Here is a 17,854-nt window from a genome sequence, read left to right as displayed (position 1 = left end):
CGGGCCGATCCGGCCGCGCCGCTGTGCGCGCGCCGCACCCTGGCCTTGATCGACCGCGTCGAGGTGGTCGACGGCGGCGGCAAGTACCAGGCCGGTTACCTGCACTCGCTGCGTGAGATCGACGATACCGACTGGTATTTCGACCGGCACTTCCACCTCGACCCGGTGATTCCCGGCTCGCTCGGGGTGGAGTCGGTGATCCACGCGGTGCAGGAGTGGATGCTCGACGCGGGATTCGCGGCGGAGATGACCGATCCGGTGTTCCGCATCCCGTGCGATATCGAATTCTCCTGGCGCTACCGGGGGCAGTTCCTGCCCAGCGACGGCACCGTGGAACTCGAGGCGCACATCAAACAGGTACACCGGGAAGCGCACACCGTCACCGTGGTGGTGGACGGATCGCTGTGGAAGCCCGGACTGCGCATCTACGAACTCATCGATCTCGCAATCGAACTCGCCGACCGGGCGGTGCTGCCGTGACCACCACCGAACAGTCGCGCACAGGCGGCGGCGCGAGCAGGCCGAGGAAACCGGCATCCGGTGCCGGAGGCAGGACGGAATGGCCATGACGACCTTCGGGACCCACGCGCTCGCCGAGACCGAGGCGGACATCACGGCGATACTGCTGGACCTCGACATACCCTGCTGGGTGGTCCGGCACGAGGGCCGAATCGGGGTGACCGCGTCGCGGGCGCTGGCGGCTCGGTCGGAGATCCTGACCGGGGTCGGCCCGCTGCCGCCGGAGCGATTGGGCGACAGCGCATTCCGGGCGGCGCACGGTGTGCGCGCCGCCTATGCCGCGGGCGCGATGGCCAACGGCATCGCCTCGCCCGCCCTCGTGGCGGCGATGTCGCGCGCGGGGTATCTGGCCTCCTACGGGGCCGCCGGGGTGACGCCGGCGGTGGTGGACGCGGCGCTGGGTGAGCTCGCCCGGACATTGTCCGGAGAACCGTTCGCCTGCAACCTCATTCACAGCCCGTCCGAACCGGCGCTGGAGCGCGCCATCGTCGATGCGTGCTTGCGGCACCGCGTGCACTGCGTGGAGGCATCGGCGTTCATGGATCTGACCACCGAGGTGGTGCGGTATCGCGCGGCCGGATTGGCGTTGGACCGGCAGGGCACTATCCAACGCCGACATCGCCTGATCGCCAAGGTGTCCCGGGTGGAGGTCGCCGAACTGTTTCTGCGGCCCGCCCCGGCCCGGTTGCTCGGCGTGCTGACCGAGCGCGGGGAGATCACCGCCGAGCAGGCGCGGCTGGCCGCGCAGACCCCGATGGCCGACGACATCACCGCCGAGGCCGATTCCGGCGGGCACACCGATCGGCGCCCGCTGACGGTGCTGTTTCCCGAAATCGTCACCGCCCGTGACCGGATCGCCCGTGAGCTGCCCGCAGCCACGACGGTGCGGATCGGTGTGGCCGGTGGGATCGGCACCCCGGACGCGGTCGCGGCCGCCTTCTCGATGGGGGCTGCGTACGTGGTGACCGGGTCGGTGAACCAGTCCTGCCGCGAGGCCGCACAGTGCGAACACACGAAAAAGCTCTTGGCCACAGCGGAATTCGCGGACTGCACGATGGCCCCGTCCTCGGACATGTTCGAACTCGGGGTGCAGGTCCAGGTGCTGCGGCGCGGGACCATGTTCGCCGCCAGGGCTCAGCGGCTCTACGAACTCTACCGCGCCTACGACGGACTCGACGACATCCCCGCCGAGCAGCGTCTGGACCTGGAGCGGACCGTGCTGCGGCGGCCGGTGGACGAGATCTGGCGCGACTGCGTGGAATTCTTCACCGAGCGTGATCCGGCACAGCTCGCCGGTGCCGCGCAGGACCCGAAACATCGGATGGCCCTGGTGTTCCGGTGGTACCTCGGGCTGTCGTCCGGGTGGAGTATCCGCGGCGCGGCGGACCGCTCGGCCGACTACCAGATCTGGTGCGGCCCGGCGATGGGCGCGTTCAACACCTGGGTGGCGGGCACCTATCTGGCGGCCCCGAGCCATCGGTACGTGGCGGATGTGGCCGACGAATTGATGTACGGCGCGGCCTATCTCACCCGGGTGGCCCAGTTGCGCGCGGCGGGCACCCGGCTGCCCGCGGGCTGCACCCGGTACGTGCCTCGACCCCTGGAGGACAAGTGACCATACTCGAGACCAGGCCGGTCGTGGCCAGTGGGTGGATGCGCTGCCCCGGTTGCGGCGACATGATCTACCGCAAGCGCTACGACCGTGGTGACCGGGTGTGCCCGGAGTGCGACAGCCATGGTCCGCTGACCGCCGACCAGCGCATCGCCATGCTGCTGGACGCCGACTCGGCGCAAGCCGTCGTGGCCGCGCCGACGGTGCCGGATCCGTTGCGGTTCAGCGATACTCGTGGCTATCCCGAGCGGCTAGCGGAGGCTCGGCGGCGCACCGGGATGCCGGATGCGGCCCGGTGCGTGCGCGGCCGGATGGGCGGGGTCGCGGTCGTGCTGGCGGTACTGGATTTCCGATTCTTCGGCGGCAGCTTGGGCGCGGCGGTGGGCGAGGCGGTGACCGCGGCCGCGGAGGCCGCGCTGGCCGATCGCGCGCCGCTGATCATCGTCAGCGCCTCGGGCGGCGCCCGGATGCAGGAGGGGATCCTGGCGCTGATGCAGATGGCCAAGACCAGCCAGGCGCTACAGCGACTGGACGAGGCCGGAGTGCTGACCGTGTCGGTGGTCACCGACCCCACCTACGGCGGCGTGGCGGCATCGTTCGCCACCTCCACCGACATCATCGTGGCCGAACCCGGTGCGCGCCTGGGCTTCGCGGGTCCGCGGGTGATCGCGCAGACCATCGGCGAAACACTGCCGGACGGCTTCCAGACCGCCGAATTCCTGCTCGAGCACGGATTCATCGATTTCATCTGCCACCGCAACAGCCTGCGCGACCGACTCACCCGGCTGGTCGCGATGACCGTGGCCGAACCGGCGATGAGCGGGCCCGCCGACGCGCCGGGACAATCCGATCCGGTCACCGATCCCGATGCGGTGCCCGAGCGCGATCCGTGGGAATGTGTCCGCGCGGCACGGGAATTGGGCCGGCCGAGCACCCTGGACTATCTGTCCGGTGCCTTCGACGAATTCATCGAACTGCACGGTGACCGGCTCGCCGCCGACTGCCCGGCGCTGATCGCGGGCCTGGCCCGGCTGGACGGCACTCCGGTGGTGGTGGCGGGTACGCAGAAGGGGCACACCGCTGCCGAATTGTCCCGGCACAACTACGGCATGCCCACTCCGGCGGGGTATCGCAAGGCGGCCCGGGTGGCCCGGCTGGCGGGCAAGCTGGGATTGCCGGTGGTCACACTGATCGACACCGCCGGTGCCTATCCGGGTGTCGCCGCGGAGGAGCGGGGCCAGGCGGTGGCGATCGCCGAATCGCTGAAACTGTTTGCCGGACTGCCGGTTCCGATCGTCGCGGTGATCACCGGCGAGGGCGGCAGTGGTGGTGCGCTGGCGCTCGGGGTGGCCGACCGGGTGCTGGTGTGCGAGAACTCCGTGTATTCGGTGATCAGTCCGGAGGGTTGCGCGTCGATCCTGTGGAAGGACGCCGCGGCCGCCCCGCGTGCGGCGCGCGCCTTGCAGGTGGACTCCGGATCGTTGCTGCGGCTGGGCGTCGCCGACGCGGTGGTACCCGAGCCGTCCGGTGGCGCGCACCGGGATCCGGTGGCGATGGTCGGCCGGGTGCGCGCGGCGATCGCCCGGACGCTGACCGGATTGCGCGAGCTGTCGCCGGATGAGCTGTCCACCGCGCGCTACCGGCGTTTCCGTGCCTTCGGCCGGATCGCAGGCGAGCAGCCCGATGCCGTGAGCCCCGGCACACCGACCGACGATCCCACATTCCGTGATGCGTGACCGAGGAGATGCGATGACCGAGACCGTGACCACCGAGACGATCGGCCGCGCCGTGGACGCGACCGCCGCCGACCGCACTCTCACCGTGCTGGCCCGGCATGCACTGGGGGTGCGCTCGGCCACCACGGCCGCCACCTCCGTGACCGTCGCCAACGGCCCGGTATCCCTGCGGATCTGCTGGGACAGCGGGGACGAACCGGCGATCGAACCGGATGCGCTGCTGCCCGCCGAGGTCGTGCCGCAGCTGCCCGCCGTAACCGTCGCCGTGGCTGATTCGGAACCGGTGGCGAGCCGGAACGGCAGTGCCGCAGACACATTCACCATCAGCGCGGAGACCGTCGGCGTGTTCTACCGCGCCACCGAGCCCGGCGCGGATCCGTTCGTCACCGAGGGCGATCCGGTGCGCTCGGGGCAACAGGTCGGCATTGTCGAGGCGATGAAGCTGATGATCCCGGTGACTACCGCCCGGGAGGGCCGGGTGGTGCGCTTCCTGATCGAGAACGGCGAGGCCGTCGAACACGGTCAGGCTCTGATGGTGCTCGAGGTGGTGCGGTGACCGCCCGCCCGATCGGCAAGGTGCTGATCGCCAATCGCGGCGAGATCGCCGTGCGGATCATCCGCACCTGCGCCGAACTCGGGATCGCCACTGTCGCTGCGTATTCCGCCGCCGACCGGGACAGCGCCGCGGTGCGGTTGGCCGACGAGCGGATCCAGATCGGCCCCGGCGCCGCCAAGCGCAGTTACCTCTACATTCCGGCGATCATCGAGGCGGCGCGCGCCACCGGCGCGGACGCCATCCATCCCGGCTACGGATTCCTCTCGGAGAACGCCGATTTCGCGGAGGTGTGTGAGAGCGAGGGCTTCGTGTTCGTGGGTGCGCCCGCGCCGGTGATGGCGGAACTGGGCGACAAATCCAGTGCGCGGGCGTTGATGACGGCTGCCGGGCTGCCGCTGCTGCCGGGCAGCCGCGATCCGATCGACGCGGTCGACGAGGCGCAGGCGCTGGCCGACGAGATCGGCTACCCGGTGATCATCAAGGCGGTCGCCGGGGGCGGCGGACGCGGGATGCGGGTGGTGCGCGAGGCCGCCGATTTCGCCGCGGCCTGGCAGGAGACCCGGGCCAACGCCGCGGCCGTCTTCGGCGACGGCCGCCTCTACGTGGAGCGCTATCTGGACTCCGCGCGGCATGTGGAGGCGCAGATCCTGGCCGATACCCACGGCACCGTGGTGCATCTGGGCCTGCGGGACTGCTCGCTGCAACGACGGCACCAGAAGCTCGTGGAAGAGTCGCCCGCGCCCGGCCTGTCCGCCGAACTGGCCGAGCGGATCGGTGCGGCAGCGGTGCGCGGTGCGAAAGCGGTCGGCTACGTCGGGGCGGGCACCTTCGAATTCCTGCTCGCCCCGGACGGCCGGTTCTACTTCATGGAGGTGAACTGCCGTCTGCAAGTGGAACATCCGGTCACCGAGATGGTCACCGGCCTGGATCTGGTGGCCGAACAGCTGCGCATCGCGGCGGGGGAGCGATTGTCGGTGCCGCCGTCCGCCGCCCACCCGAACGGGGTGGCGATCGAATGCCGGATCAACGCCGAGGATCCGGGGCGCGAATTCGCCCCGGCGCCGGGCACTCTCACCGAATGCGTGCTGCCCGGCGGACCGTTCGTGCGGGTCGACACGCATATCGAGACCGGGTATTCGATTCCGCCGCACTATGATTCGCTGCTCGCGAAGGTCGTGGTGTGGGCGCCGGACCGGGCCGCGGCCATCGCGCGGATGCGACGGGCGCTGGCCGAGACCAGGATCGACGGCCGCGGCGTCGTCACCACCGCGCAATTCCTGCACGACATCCTGGATCATCCGCGCTTCCGGGCCGGTGAGCACGACACCGCGCTGATCGGTTCGCTCACCACAGCGGTAGCCGCGCGCTGAATACGACGAACAGAACGGGGCCGGTCCGGGAACATGTTCCCGGACCGGCCCCGTTCTCGTTGCCGCCGTGCGACATCCGCGCTATTTCAACCCGGACCGCACGAACGCATTGACGATCTGCCGCTGTAACACCAGATACAGCAGCATCACCGGCAGGCAGGCCAGGCTGGCCACCGCCATCATCGGGCCCCACTGATCCTGCTCGGCGCTGCTGAGGAAGCTGCGCAGTCCCAGCTGCAACACCCCGTTGGATTTGCGGAGCACCACTGCGGGCCAGAAGTACTCGTTCCACTCGTTGATGAACAGCAGAATCGCCAGTGCGGCCAGGGCGGGCCGCAGATTGGGGACCACCACCGTCCACAGGATCGACCAGGACGAGCGCCCGTCGATCTTGGCCGCCGCCACCAGCTCCTTCGGGAAGGCCGCCATGTGCTGACGCAGCAGCAGTACGGCCAACGCCGAGCACAGCGTCGGCAACACCACGCCGATCAGCGTGTTCAGCAACCCGAGCTGATTGAGCAGGATGTAGTTGGGCAGCATCGTGACCTGGAACGGGACCAGCCAGGTGCCCACGAACGCCAGGTACAGCACCCGTTGCAGCGGAAAGGTATACATGGTGAACGCATACGAGGCCAGCAGCGCCACCAGCAATTGCCCGGCGGCGGACAGGGCGGCGATGAAGAACGTGTTCCCGATCAGGCCCAGCACGTCGACCTGGCGCGCGGCATCGATGTAGTTGGCCGCCGAGAGCGGCCACGGCACCGGTGAGAGCGACCAGACGTCCTGCGGCCGCCGCAGGGCCGTCGCGAACAGCCAGTAGATCGGGAAGGCACACAGCAGCGCCGTCACCGCCAGCAGCAGATGGCTGCCGGCGGTGCGCAGCCGGTCAATCATCATGGAAGGACACCCTTTCCGAGATCCACACCAGCACTCCGGCGATCGCTCCGAAACCGAGGAACAGCAGCACGCCCGCGGCCGCGCTGAGTCCGGCGTCGAAACTGTGGAAGGCGTAGTCCCACAACAGGTAATAGATGTTCGTGGTGGACTGGGTCGGTCCACCCTGGGTGAGAGTGTCGATCAAGGGGAAGGTCAGCACCGGACTGAGCAGCACCGTGGTCAGTACCAGGAACAGCAGTGTCGGCGACAGCAGCGGCAGCGTGATCCAGCGCAGGATCTGGCCGGGCCGGGCGCCGTCCACCCGGGCCGCCTCGTCGTAATCACCGCTGATACCGGCGAATCCGGCCCACACCACCAGCACCGCGAAACCCAGCAACTGCCAGCCGGTGATCACGATGATCACCCACGGCGCGGTGGACGGCTCGTACACCCAGTTGCGGTCCGAGCCCATTACCCGATCCACCGCACCGCTGCGCGGGTTCAGCAGCCATCGCCACACCGCAGCGGCGGCGACCGGCGCCACCAGGAACGGCGCGAAGACGAATGCCTGGTAGACGGTGCGCGCCCGATCGGACACGCGCCGCGCGGCCAGAGCGAGCAGCACCGGCAGCACGACGGTGAACGGCACCAGCCCGGCGATGAGCACCGCGGTGCGGCCGATCGAGTCGGTGAACGCCGGAAGTCCCAGCAGCCGATGGTAATTCGCCCACCCCACCGGTGTGCTCGGTGAGGTGGGCAGCAGATTCCAGGAGTAGGTGGACAATTGCACCGCCTGCAACAGCGGCCGATAGGTCCACACCACCAGCAGCACCAGCGCCGGTGCCAGATACAGATACGGCACGGCGCGCCGCCCCGCCCGGCGAAGGACGGAACGACGCGCCGGAACCGATTCAGCCGCAACGGAACTGTGCTGCTGCTCGGCAGAGGTGTCGATGACGAACATCAGTGCGACTCGGCGGCGAACGCCGCGAGCTCGTCGAGCACGTCGGACTGCGCCCGGTCGTAGACCGCCGGAGCCGGGGTGGCCTCCACCGCGGTGACCACGAACGCGGTACCCACGACATCGATACGGCTGTAACCGAATCCGGCGATGCCCCGGTGCCGCCCCGCGGGCGCCATCGGATCGAGCCGGTACGCCACCGCCGGTCCCAGCCACACCGGGATCCCGGCCAGCGCCGAGGCCGCGGTGAAATGGTTGTGCCCGCAGACGATCATCCCCACGTCGGTGCCCGCCACAACCGCCGCCAACTGCTCGGCCTGCTGGAGTTTGAGCACCTCGGCTGCGGGATTCGCCGACGGGATCGGCGGATGGTGCAGCACCAGCAACGTCCCGCGCGGGGCGGGGGTGCGCAATTCCTCGGTGAGCCAAGCCAATTGGTCCGCTTCCAGGCGTCCGTTGTGGTGGCCCGGTGTGGAACTGTCCAGCGCGATGATCCGCACTCCGTCGATCATGACGACCGAGTCGTGCGGCCGATCGGGATCGACACTGTCCGCGTCCAGACCCAGCAGTTCGACCCCGAATGCGGTGCGCTCGTCGTGATTGCCCATGGCATAGACGACCGTCGCGCCGAGCTCGGCCGCCACCGGTTCCACGGCCCCGGCCAACCGTCGGTACGCCTCGGGCGAACCGTTGTCGGTGAGGTCGCCGGACAACACCAGCGCGTCGATCCGGGACCCGTTGCGCAACCTGTCCAGCACGACGGTCAGATTGGCCATCGTGTCCACGCAGCCGTGCAAGAGTTCCCCGGCGGCGCGGATGTGGGTGTCGCTGATCTGGATGATGGTGAGATCGTTCATGACGCAGGCAGCAGTTTGGCGCCCGCATCGCGGGCGGCGGTGAGAGTGGACTGGGCATCCTTGCCCTGGAACACCACCGATTCGACGGCGTCCATCATGGCGTCGCGGACCTGGAGATAGTTGGTGCCGGGCATCGATACCCACGGCTCCATCCGATCCAGCTGGGCGACGTTGGGGGTGACCAGCGGGTTCTGTTGCGCCCAGGTCTGCAGGCCGCTGGGGTCCTCGAGCAGGCCGGTGCGCAGCGGCAGGTAGCCGATGCCCTTGGCGATCGTGGTGAATGCCTGCGGGCTGGTGAGGAACTTGATCAGTTCCCACCCGGCGCGCTGCTTGGCCGGATCGTTGGACAGGATATGCAGTCCCGCACCGGAATTGGTGGGCACGGTGGGCTTTCCGTCGAAGCTGGGCATCTGCGTGTCGCGCAGGTCCCACTTGCCCTTGGCGCCCTTCTCGAACACACCCTGCACCGCGCTGGTCTCCAGGATCATCCCGATATCACCGCGGGCGAAACTCTCGTAGCCCTGCTTCTGGTCGAGCTTGGGCATCTCGCCGCTGGTGACCAGCTGCTGCCCGAACTGGGTCACCTGGACGGCGGGAGCATCGGCGTAGGTCAGCGTCTTACGGTTCTCGGAGATCACCCGGCCGCCGTTGGAACGCACCATGGACTGGAAGCACCAGTCCTTCGCGGTCTTGGTCAGGCAGTCGATGTAGACACCGCCCTTGCCGGTCTTGTCCACGATGGCGCGCGAGGCGTCGGCGACCTGCTGCCAGGTGGTCGGCGGCTTGGCCGGATCCAGCCCGGCCTGCTGGAACAGCGAGGCGTTGAAGTACAGCACCGGGGTGGAGAACACGAACGGCACACCGTAGGTGTGGCCGCCCCAGTCGTCCAGGGTGCGGGCGCGCGGGGCGTACGCGTGCTGCGGCCCGTCGAATTCGGCCTGCACCTCCTGCTTGCCGACCAACTCGTCCAGCGGCTTGGCGCCCAGCTGATGGATGGTGAAATCCAGGTCGCTGAAACCCAATTGGGCGACGTCCGGCGGCGTGCCGGCGGCCATCTGGTTCTGGATGCTGGAGATGGTGTCGGTGGCCGGGTTGGGGCTGTTGCCCTGCGGCTTCTGCGCGGTGACCTTGATATTCGGGTGCTGCTTGGAGAATTCGGCGATCAGTGCGTTGAAGGTGTCGGTCCACGGCCCGGCGAGGCCGTAGTTGTACGACTCGAAAACGATCGACACCTGCTGATCCGCCTTCAGCTGCGGGATCTGCGCGACGCTCGTCGCGGTGGTGGTGCCATCGGTGCCGCCGATGCCACCGCAGGCGCTCAGCGCCAGGGTACAGGCGAGTACCAGGCCCAGCAGGGGCATGGTGCGTTTCACGGTTTTTCTCCTCATCGAGTGGTGGCGAAGTTCAGGGGACCGGCACGACGGGACGATCGTCGTGCGCGGCGGGGATTCTCGGCTGCGGCTCCTGCCGACGCAGCCGCATACCGGACTCGGGGTCGAACAGGTGTATGCGCTCGGGCGCGACCCGGGCGCCGATGCGCTCGCCGACCGAGACGCCCGCGGGGCGCGGGACCCGGGCGCACAGCGACAGCTCACCGATCGAGATGTGCACCAGCTCTTCGCTGCCCAGATTCTCGACCATGGTCACGGTTCCGGAAATATCGGTGCTGCCGTGTTCCAGGTGCAGATGTTCCGGGCGGATACCCGCGACGACCTTCTGTTCGGTGACGTTCCCAGCGGCATCGCTGCCGCCGTCCGGCGAGTCGGCGGCCGATGCGTCGAGGGCGATGTCGATTCCGTCGGCCGTCACCCGCAGCCGCCCGTCATGTTCGCGCACCACGGCGGGGAACAGATTCATCGGCGGCGAGCCCAGGAAACCGGCCACGAAGACCGAGCGGGGCCGGTCGTAGAGCTCCTCGGGAGTGCCCACCTGCGCCACCCGCCCCGCATCGAGCAGCGCGATCCGGGTGGCCATCGTCATCGCCTCGACCTGATCGTGGGTGACGTACAGGAAGGTCGCGCCGAGGCGCCGATGCAGTGCGATCAGCTCGGCGCGGGTGGCGCTGCGCAGTTTGGCGTCCAGATTGGACAGCGGCTCGTCCATCAGGAATGCGCCGGGATCGCGAACCATGGCCCGCGCCAACGCGACTCGCTGACGCTGACCGCCGGACAGCGCGGCCGGGCGGCGCCCCAGCAACTCGTCCAGCTGCAACGTCGCGGCCACCTCGGCGACCTGCTCGCGAATGTGCGCCCGGCGCCGACGGCGCGCCCGCAGCGGGAAGGCGATGTTCTGCGCCACGGTCAGATGCGGGTACAGCGCGTAGCTCTGGAACACCATCGCCAGATCCCGGCGTTGGGCCGGAGCGTCGGTGATGTCGTTGCCGTCCAACAGGATTCGACCCGAGCTCGGTTCCTCCAGCCCCGCGATCATGCGCAGCAGCGTCGACTTACCGCAACCGCTGGGTCCCAGCAGCACCAGGAACTCACCGTCGGTGATGTCCAGGCTCACCTCGTCCACGGCATGCGTCGCACCGAACCGTTTGGAGACCGCCTCGAGGCGCAGTCCGGCCACCTACCGCTCCTCGGGCTCTGGCACGGTCCCCGCCGAGATCCACTGCGCCACACCGGCTGCGACCGCGGGGGAGTCCTTGACCCAGGCGAAGTGGTCGCGGTGCACGACCGCGGAGCGCTCGTCCAGATGCCAGCGCGTGATCCGAGCCGAAGGCATCCGCGAAACCAGGAAGTCCACATTGGATTTCGGGCCCAGCGGATCCTCCGACAGCGAGATCGCCAGCACCGGCAACGTCATCGCGGCCAGCAGGGTGTTGTAGCGGCGTCGGGTGCCGCGCGGGCGGTAGTAACTGGTCAGCGAGTGCAGCGACCAGTCTCGCATCACCCCGCCGGGCATCGGGGCCGGGATCAGCACGCCGCCGGGCCAGTGCCCCTTGATCCGCGCCACGAGCCCGATCCACTGGATCTGGCTCAGTGCCTCGAACCAACGGCGGATCCCGAACGCCCACCAGAACACGGTGCCGGTGCCGATGACGCCCACTCCGGCAACCCGTTCCGGCTCCGCGGCGGCGAACAGCAGCGCCACCTGACCGCCCAGGCTGTGCCCGAACAGCCGCAGCGGCGCGCCCGGAAAGCGCTGCTCGACCGCGGACACGATGGCGGGCATGTCGATCTCGAGCATCTCCCGATAGCCGAAGTCGGTGTGCTCGCCCAGCGCCGGACGGGCCTCGCCTTGGGCCCGCAGATCGCAGGTCGCGACCGAAAGACCCTCTGCGTGCAGTGCTTTCGCGAGGAAGAAGTACGCCTTGGCCTTCATCGCCATCGCGGGCAGCAGCAATACCACGGGTGCGTCGGCGCGCTCGGCGGGCAGCCAGCGCAGCGTGAAACTCACCCCGTCCGCGGTGGTCACGGTGGTGGAGTCCAACGTGCCGAATTCGGACCGGGATTCGGGGGTGGCGGTGGTCATGACCGGTCCTCGCCCAGGGTGACGTCGCAGACGTAGTCGAAGGTGAATTTGGCGACCACCACGTCGTTGTCGTCGCGCAGCAGCGCCTTGCCGCCGAGTTCGAAACGCTCGGACCGCTCGGCGCCCAGGATGTCGGCCAGCTCGCGCTGATCCACCGTGGCGATCGCGCGGATGCGGCCCACGGCGGGCTTGCGATACGAGGCGGTGCCGCCGCGCAGCACCAGCCGCTCGACGGTGTACAGCCGGGCCGCGGCCGCACCGACGAAGGCCGCCGCGCCCGCGATGTCGGCGGCGGTGAACAGCGCGCCGGCGTGCACGGTGCCCATGTGGTTGCGAGCGTGGTCCACCGCGGGGATCTCCACCACCGCCTGCTCGGGGCCGACCTCGGTGATCAGGGTGCCCACGTGCCGTCCGAACGGCACCATGTCCTGCGATACCGCGCGCAGGTATTCGTAATCGACCGCGGCCGGGTCGAGATCGGGATAGGCGGCGGCGAAAGCGCCGGTCACATGCGTGGTCATGATGTCCTCCTCGGGTCAGCGCGGTCCGCGCAGGGCGCGGCGGGCGATCGACCACCGCAGCACCTCCGACGGGCCCTCGTAGATGCGGAATGCCCTGGCCTCCACCAGGAATCGGGCCACCAGGTGGTCCTCGCAGACGCCGAGGCCGCCGTGCAGCTGCACGGCCCGGTCCAGGACCCGCCACACCGCCTCGGAGACGAAGGTCTTGGCGATCGAGGTCTCGTGCCGGGCCTGCGCGGAGACCGCGCCCTCGGCGTCGATGGTGGCGGCCGCGGTCGCGATAAGGCCGCGCGCGGCAGCGATATCGATCTCGCTGTCCGCGATCAGGCCCTGCGCCAGACCGTGTTCGGCGATCGGCGAGCCGAAGGCGGTGCGGCGCACCACATGATCCAGGGTGAGCTGCTGGGCTCGCACCGCCAGGCCGAGCCAGTTCATGCAGAACGTCAGGCGGGACGGCGCCAAGCGCACCGCGGCCAGTTCCAGTCCGTGGCCGATCGTGCCGAGCACCGCGGAGTCGGGCACCTCGCAGTCGACGAAGTTCACCTCGCAGTGCCCGCCGGGTGCGCTGGTGTGGTCCAGGGTCGGCATCCGGCGCCCCACCTGCAGTCCGGGATTGTCCTGGTCGACCAGGAACATGGTCGGCCCGTCCGGAGTCCGGGCCACGCAGATCACGAAGGCCGCGCCCGCGGCGCCGGTGGTGAAATGCTTGGCGCCGTTGATGACCCAGCCGTTGTCGGTCTCCTCCGCCACCGTGCACAGCATCCGCGGATCCGATCCGGCGCCGGGGGCCGGTTCGGTCATGGCGATCGCCGAGCGAACCTCACCCGAGGCCAGCGGTGCGAGATACCGTTCCTGCTGCTCGGGATCGGCGACGTGGGCCAGCAGATGGATATTGCCGTCGTCCGGTGCCCAGGCGTTCACCGCGAGCGGGCCGATCAGGCTGGCGCCCGCGGCCTCGAGCACCTGAGCCTGGGCCCGGGTGTCCAGTCCCAGCCCGCCGTACCGGGGGTCCGACAGCGGCCCGAAGACGCCCGCGTCCTTCGCCTTCTTCTGCAGGTCCAGGCGCAGCGCGTCGTCCATGACGCGGCCGTCGACCACCACCTCGCGCTCGATGGGTATGACGTGCTCTCGAACGAATTCCCTGGTCTTGTCGACCAATTCCGCCACAGGGGTCATGCGCTCAGTGTCGGTCCGGTTCGTCCCGATACTGCGGGCGATAGTCAACGCCGATCGGTCTAGAAGAGTCCCCGCAACCATCGTGCATCGGCTGGGTGTCTCGGCCACGGTGGTGGCGACGAACGACAGGGCCGAGGTGATCAGGATGACGGAGTTCGGGGTGCGGGTCCAGACCCGCCGGGACGAGGCCGAGGGCGTGTTCGGCCTCGAACTCGCCAACGCCGGCGGCACGCCGCTACCGGCCTGGTCGCCGGGTGCGCACATCGATATCGGCGTGGGTCCGTACGGGGTGCGGCAGTATTCGCTGTGCGGGGATCCCGCCGACGCGCGGCGCTGGCGTGTCGCGATCCTGCGCGATCCTGCTGGGCGCGGCGGTTCGGAGCATCTTTTCCGCACCGCACTACCCGGTTCGGAACTGCGGGTCTCACTGCCACGCAACAACTTCGAACTCGTGGACCGGCCGTCGTACGTCTTCCTCGCGGGCGGCATCGGCATCACCCCGCTGCTGCCGATGGCTGCCGCCGCGGCGGCAGCGGGCGCGCAGTGGACGCTGTACTACGGCGCGCGCAGCCGGGCGCACCTGGCCTTCACCGCGGAATTGGCCCGCCACGGCGGACGAGTGGTGCTGGTGCCGCAGGACGAGGACGGGCTGCTGCCGATCGAGCGAATCATCGGCGAAGCCGGTGCCGCCGCGGTGTACTGTTGCGGTCCCGAGCCGTTGCTGACGGCGGTCGAGAACGCGGGCCTCGCCTCCGGCGTGCCGGTGCACCTGGAGCGGTTCGCGCCGAAAGTAGTGGCGCACACCGAGAACCAGCGGTTCGAAGTGCAACTCGCACAGAGCGGCAACAGCTTTCGAGTCGGTGCGGAGCAGTCGATCGCCGACGTGCTCGAGGCCGCCGGGGTCCCCATCGTCACCTCGTGTCGCGAAGGCACCTGCGGCAGTTGCGAAACCCCGGTGCTGTCCGGCGCCGTCGAGCATCGCGACAGTGTGCTCACCGAGGCCGAGCGCGAGCGCGGCGACACCATGATGCTGTGCGTCTCCCGGGCCTGCTCGGAGGTTCTCGTCCTCGATCTCTAGACAGCGCTGGATCTTCGAGAACGAATCGACTGTTCGTCGACACCACAGACGTGCGCGCAACCGCGCGCCGGTTCATTCGAACACAGAACGAGAAGAAGGCAGCAAGGATGAGGAAATTCGCTGCGGCGTCGACCCTGCTGGTCACGACGCTGGCCGTCACGGCCGGTGTGGCCGGTGCGGCACCCGCGGACAGCGGTGTGGTGAATTACAAGGCCACCACCACCAAGCAGGCAACCATCATCTCCACCGACGCGGGCTCGATGACCGCCGACAACGGGGTCTTCAAGATCAAGGCCGCCAACGGCGCGGTGCTCGCGGGCACCGAACTGTCGTTCCGGGTGGACGATTTCGTCTTCCCGATCGCGGCCGACATCCACGACCACACCGCGACGCTGACCCCGCAGTTCGACATGGCGCACGCGACCTACAAGCCCGTCGCGCTGCCCTACGAGAACACCGCGCCGTGGAAGACCCCCTACGACCGTGAGCAGGCGGCCTGGAACCGCATGGTCACCACGATCTCCACCGGTGCCGCGGTCGGCACCATGGTCGGCGGTCTCGCCGGTGGTGCGGCGGGTTGCCTGCTCGGCGGCATCGCGGGCGCGACTGTGGCCGCAGCTGCCATCGTCGGACTGTTCGGCGCCTTCCTGCCGGCCGCCGCCGTCGGTTGCCTCGGCGGCATCATCGCCGTCGGTGCGCTCGGCACCCTGGTCGGTCAGCTGCTGATCACCGCTCCGGTCGCGATCGCGGCCGCGGCGCAGTACTTCACCACCATCAACCAGCCGTTCACGCCCGCGAAGTAACCAGACGCCCCGGTGAAAGTGCCGGGGGGACACCAGGCCCCGCCCGGAATTCCGGGCGGGGCTCTCGGTCTGTGCGGGAAACCTCCGCTGCGCAGATGATGAGTGCGCTGAAGGCGATCGCGGGCTCTAGTGCGGGAAGCTGAATATCCGTGCGCTACTTTTGGTTTCGCCCATGGCTTCGGCCAGGAGATCCTCATCCCCGTCGTAGAGATAGGACAGGCCCAGGCTGTCGATCACCTTGGCGATCCGCGCCGAGGTCCATCGCGGGCTCAGCTCGGCGAACCGGTGGAAGTAGTGCCGGAACAGGTCGAAATCCTCGACCAGGATATCGGTCCTCGGTGGCAGGTCGGGTGCATCGATGGCGGTGATGATCTGACCGCGCACGGCAGTGATCAGCAGCAGCTCGTAGAGCACACACCGTGTGCCCGTTGCACGTTCGAGCCAGGTCTTCGTGGCCGCGGAGTTGACCCGCGCGCGTGTCACCGGGTCGCTGAGCAGGGTGTTGCCGGAGATATCGGCCTTGCGCCCGTTACTCATTCGCAACGGCCCCGTCGGTGGGACGACCAGTGTGCCGTTCTGGCGCGAGCGAAAACCCGTGGCCGTCACGGCCACACAGCGTTGCGCGCTCCAGATCAGGGCATCGAGCCGCCGGATCCGGTGGCGATCGGGAATATGCACGTCCAGCAATGCGATTCCGGGTTGGTCGGGATTCCAGTCGATCCACTGCGCGATCCGCCGCTGGGCGCGCGACAGACCGGATATGTTGTCCACCAACAGCAACACGGCGACTCTCCCGAACTCGCATAGCAAACTCCGGGCCCCGCCGCGGCCCATCCGGTGATATCCCTCCGGCAAGGATACCGTGCGATGCCCGGTTTGCGCGATTCGGTAATAGCTCTGCGTCTCAACGGTTTTTGCGGTGATTCCTCGGTGCGGCCGAATCGGGCCACGACCCTGCCGAGCTGTCGCGCAACAGGACCGGCAGCTCCACCAACCCTCGGATCAGCGTGCTCTCGTACCAGCGCAGGGGAGTGGCGTCGGGATCCGGGCGCAGTGCGGGGAAGTGTCGCAGTAGTGCGGTGAAGGCGATCGTGGCCTCCATCCGGGCCAGCGGCGCCCCGAGGCAGAAGTGGATGCCGTGGCCGAAGGCGAGGTGGCCGGTGCGGTCGGCGGCGGGGTCCAGGATGTCCGGATGGGAGAATCGGGACGGGTCGTGATTGGCGGCCGCCAGCGCGATGTACACGACCTCGCCGGCCGGAATCTCGGTGTCGCCGAGGGTGATCGGCTCGGCGGTGTAGCGGGCCATCGACAGGTCGACCGGACCGTCGAACCGCAGGAATTCCTCCACGGCGGCGGAGATCCGGGTGGGATCGGCGCACAGCTCCGCCATGCGGTCGGGGGTGCGCAGCAGCGCCGAGGCGCCGTTGCCGATCAGATTGACGGTGGTCTCGTACCCGGCTACCAGCAGCAGGAAGGACATGGACACCAGTTCGGCGGGGGTGAGGCGATCGCCGTCGTCGGTGGTGTGCGCGAGCGCGGACAGCAGATCCTCGCCGGGCCGGGCGATCTTGTCCCGCACCAGATCTGCCAGAAAACCCGCCATCGCCACGGTGGATTGGCGACGCTGCTCCTCCCGGCCGACCACCCCGACCAGATCGGTGGTCCAGCGGCGGAAGGAGTCCCGGTCCGTGACGGCCACGCCGAGCATCTCGCAGATGACCGTAATAGGCAGTGGCACAGCGAATTCCGCCAGCAGATCCGCCCGGTCCCGCCCTCGCAGGGCATCGAGCAGGTCGTCGGCGATCTGCTCGATCCGCGGCCGCAGCAGTGCGATCCGGCGGGTGGTGAACGCCTTGGTGACCAGTTTGCGCAGGCGGGTGTGCACCGGGGGATCGCTGTTGAGCATGTGTGACATCAGCGCCAGTGTGCGGGGGTCGGCCGCGGCGTCGGCACGCTGTGCGCTGATCACCGCGTTCAGGTTCGTGATGTCCTTGCGCAGACGCGAATCGGCGAGCGCCGCACGGGCTTCCGGATAGCCGATCACCAGCCAGCGCTCGGTCTCGTCCGGGAATCGCACCCGGTGCACCGGTCCTCGGGCGCGCCAGCGCCGATAGTAGGACTGCGGATCGGCGAAGAAATCGGCGCCCAGCGTCTCGACCACGATCGCGACGGTACCGGCCGCGCCGAGTCGGCGACGGTGGCGCAACGTGTTCCGATCACTCGATCGGAGCTGAAAATCGCTGCCGCGGCGGCCATCCGCAGTTCACCGAACGCTGCTCGAATGGCTGCGTATCGTTCTGCAGGGAGGAAAA

The 17,854-nt window shown here is 68.9% G+C and carries 17 protein-coding genes; 7 read left to right on the top strand and 10 right to left on the bottom strand.

From position 1 onward, the window contains the following. The 5 genes from ON40_RS14125 to ON40_RS14105 form a co-directional block, all read left to right on the top strand. The coding region (locus ON40_RS14125) for a beta-ketoacyl synthase (RefSeq protein ID WP_040822405.1) at positions 1-480 on the top strand (480 nt) is incomplete at its 5' end. An 85-nt stretch (positions 481-565) separates the two neighbouring features. Further along, positions 566-2,134 (top strand): PfaD family polyunsaturated fatty acid/polyketide biosynthesis protein, encoded by a 1,569-nt coding sequence (locus ON40_RS14120; RefSeq protein WP_040822677.1) that lies wholly within the window; start codon positions 566-568, stop codon positions 2,132-2,134. Beyond that, positions 2,131-3,867 (top strand): acetyl-CoA carboxylase carboxyl transferase subunit, encoded by a 1,737-nt coding sequence (locus ON40_RS14115; RefSeq protein ID WP_040822403.1) that lies wholly within the window; start codon positions 2,131-2,133, stop codon positions 3,865-3,867. Before ON40_RS14120 ends, ON40_RS14115 begins: the two co-directional genes overlap by 4 nt. Before the next feature lie 13 nt (positions 3,868-3,880). After that, positions 3,881-4,423 carry an acetyl-CoA carboxylase biotin carboxyl carrier protein gene (locus ON40_RS48155; RefSeq protein WP_051193081.1) on the top strand — a complete coding sequence of 181 codons (543 nt, stop codon included), beginning with the start codon at positions 3,881-3,883 and terminating at the stop codon, positions 4,421-4,423. Beyond that, the gene (locus tag ON40_RS14105) at positions 4,420-5,793 is read left to right on the top strand and encodes an acetyl-CoA carboxylase biotin carboxylase subunit (protein ID WP_083895622.1); all 1,374 of its coding nucleotides are present in this window, start codon (positions 4,420-4,422) and stop codon (positions 5,791-5,793) included. Before ON40_RS48155 ends, ON40_RS14105 begins: the two co-directional genes overlap by 4 nt. 81 nt (positions 5,794-5,874) lie before the next feature. Here the strand turns inward: ON40_RS14105 and ON40_RS14100 are convergent, their stop codons facing one another. From ON40_RS14100 to ON40_RS14065, 8 genes are read right to left on the bottom strand one after another with little or no spacing between them, the layout of a single operon-like run. Continuing rightward, positions 5,875-6,690, bottom strand: a complete 816-nt coding sequence (locus ON40_RS14100) for a carbohydrate ABC transporter permease (RefSeq protein WP_040822400.1) — start codon at positions 6,688-6,690, stop codon at positions 5,875-5,877. Further along, complete coding sequence (locus ON40_RS14095) at positions 6,680-7,633, bottom strand: carbohydrate ABC transporter permease (protein ID WP_040822398.1); 954 nt, start codon at positions 7,631-7,633, stop codon at positions 6,680-6,682. The genes ON40_RS14100 and ON40_RS14095 overlap by 11 nt, the downstream gene beginning before the upstream one ends. After that, positions 7,633-8,487 carry a metallophosphoesterase gene (locus ON40_RS14090; protein ID WP_040822395.1) on the bottom strand — a complete coding sequence of 285 codons (855 nt, stop codon included), beginning with the start codon at positions 8,485-8,487 and terminating at the stop codon, positions 7,633-7,635. The genes ON40_RS14095 and ON40_RS14090 overlap by 1 nt, the downstream gene beginning before the upstream one ends. Further along, positions 8,484-9,860: an ABC transporter substrate-binding protein gene (locus tag ON40_RS14085; RefSeq protein ID WP_218008784.1), complete on the bottom strand. Its 1,377-nt coding sequence runs from the start codon at positions 9,858-9,860 to the stop codon at positions 8,484-8,486. Before ON40_RS14085 ends, ON40_RS14090 begins: the two co-directional genes overlap by 4 nt. Positions 9,861-9,891: 31 nt before the next feature. Then, positions 9,892-11,058 (bottom strand): ABC transporter ATP-binding protein, encoded by a 1,167-nt coding sequence (locus ON40_RS14080; protein WP_040822390.1) that lies wholly within the window; start codon positions 11,056-11,058, stop codon positions 9,892-9,894. After that, positions 11,059-11,964, bottom strand: a complete 906-nt coding sequence (locus tag ON40_RS14075) for an alpha/beta hydrolase family protein (protein ID WP_040822387.1) — start codon at positions 11,962-11,964, stop codon at positions 11,059-11,061. It lies immediately after the preceding gene. Further along, positions 11,961-12,485 carry a YiiD C-terminal domain-containing protein gene (locus ON40_RS14070; protein ID WP_040822384.1) on the bottom strand — a complete coding sequence of 175 codons (525 nt, stop codon included), beginning with the start codon at positions 12,483-12,485 and terminating at the stop codon, positions 11,961-11,963. The genes ON40_RS14075 and ON40_RS14070 overlap by 4 nt, the downstream gene beginning before the upstream one ends. 15 nt (positions 12,486-12,500) lie before the next feature. Beyond that, a complete protein-coding gene (locus ON40_RS14065) occupies positions 12,501-13,661 on the bottom strand; it encodes an acyl-CoA dehydrogenase family protein (protein ID WP_040822382.1) in 1,161 nt (386 codons plus the stop codon). 145 nt (positions 13,662-13,806) lie between these two features. On the opposite strand from ON40_RS14065, the gene ON40_RS14060 reads away from it, so the two are divergent. Together ON40_RS14060 and ON40_RS14055 are read left to right on the top strand one after the other, a co-directional pair. Continuing rightward, complete coding sequence (locus tag ON40_RS14060; RefSeq protein ID WP_040822672.1) at positions 13,807-14,739, top strand: PDR/VanB family oxidoreductase; 933 nt, start codon at positions 13,807-13,809, stop codon at positions 14,737-14,739. A 107-nt stretch (positions 14,740-14,846) separates the two neighbouring features. Further along, positions 14,847-15,542, top strand: coding sequence for a DUF8020 domain-containing protein (locus tag ON40_RS14055; protein WP_040822380.1), 696 nt, complete (start codon positions 14,847-14,849; stop codon positions 15,540-15,542). Between the two features lie 126 nt (positions 15,543-15,668). Here the strand turns inward: ON40_RS14055 and ON40_RS14050 are convergent, their stop codons facing one another. Further along, the gene (locus ON40_RS14050) at positions 15,669-16,325 is read right to left on the bottom strand and encodes a hypothetical protein (RefSeq protein WP_040822377.1); all 657 of its coding nucleotides are present in this window, start codon (positions 16,323-16,325) and stop codon (positions 15,669-15,671) included. Positions 16,326-16,446: 121 nt separating this feature from the next. Then, complete coding sequence (locus ON40_RS14045; RefSeq protein WP_245567794.1) at positions 16,447-17,703, bottom strand: cytochrome P450 family protein; 1,257 nt, start codon at positions 17,701-17,703, stop codon at positions 16,447-16,449. Positions 17,704-17,854: the final 151 nt, after the last annotated feature.

The organism is Nocardia jiangxiensis NBRC 101359, from assembly GCF_000308615.1.
In the GTDB taxonomy this organism is placed as follows: Bacteria; Actinomycetota; Actinomycetes; order Mycobacteriales; family Mycobacteriaceae; genus Nocardia; species Nocardia jiangxiensis.
Note: the sequence above shows the minus strand (reverse complement) of the source record. Positions and strands in the feature narration are given on the sequence as shown.

Excerpts from the sequence above, each read along its gene's own strand:
- ON40_RS14055 (WP_040822380.1), top strand. The coding sequence starts at position 14,847 with ATGAGGAAATTCGCTGCGGCGTCGACCCTGCTGGTCACGACGCTGGCC.
- ON40_RS14100 (WP_040822400.1), bottom strand. The coding sequence starts at position 6,690 with ATGATGATTGACCGGCTGCGCACCGCCGGCAGCCATCTGCTGCTGGCG.
- ON40_RS14065 (WP_040822382.1), bottom strand. The coding sequence starts at position 13,661 with ATGACCCCTGTGGCGGAATTGGTCGACAAGACCAGGGAATTCGTTCGA.
- ON40_RS14120 (WP_040822677.1), top strand. The coding sequence starts at position 566 with ATGACGACCTTCGGGACCCACGCGCTCGCCGAGACCGAGGCGGACATC.
- ON40_RS14075 (WP_040822387.1), bottom strand. The coding sequence starts at position 11,964 with ATGACCACCGCCACCCCCGAATCCCGGTCCGAATTCGGCACGTTGGAC.
- ON40_RS14095 (WP_040822398.1), bottom strand. The coding sequence starts at position 7,633 with ATGTTCGTCATCGACACCTCTGCCGAGCAGCAGCACAGTTCCGTTGCG.
- ON40_RS48155 (WP_051193081.1), top strand. The coding sequence starts at position 3,881 with ATGACCGAGACCGTGACCACCGAGACGATCGGCCGCGCCGTGGACGCG.
- ON40_RS14090 (WP_040822395.1), bottom strand. The coding sequence starts at position 8,487 with ATGAACGATCTCACCATCATCCAGATCAGCGACACCCACATCCGCGCC.
- ON40_RS14060 (WP_040822672.1), top strand. The coding sequence starts at position 13,807 with ATGACGGAGTTCGGGGTGCGGGTCCAGACCCGCCGGGACGAGGCCGAG.
- ON40_RS14070 (WP_040822384.1), bottom strand. The coding sequence starts at position 12,485 with ATGACCACGCATGTGACCGGCGCTTTCGCCGCCGCCTATCCCGATCTC.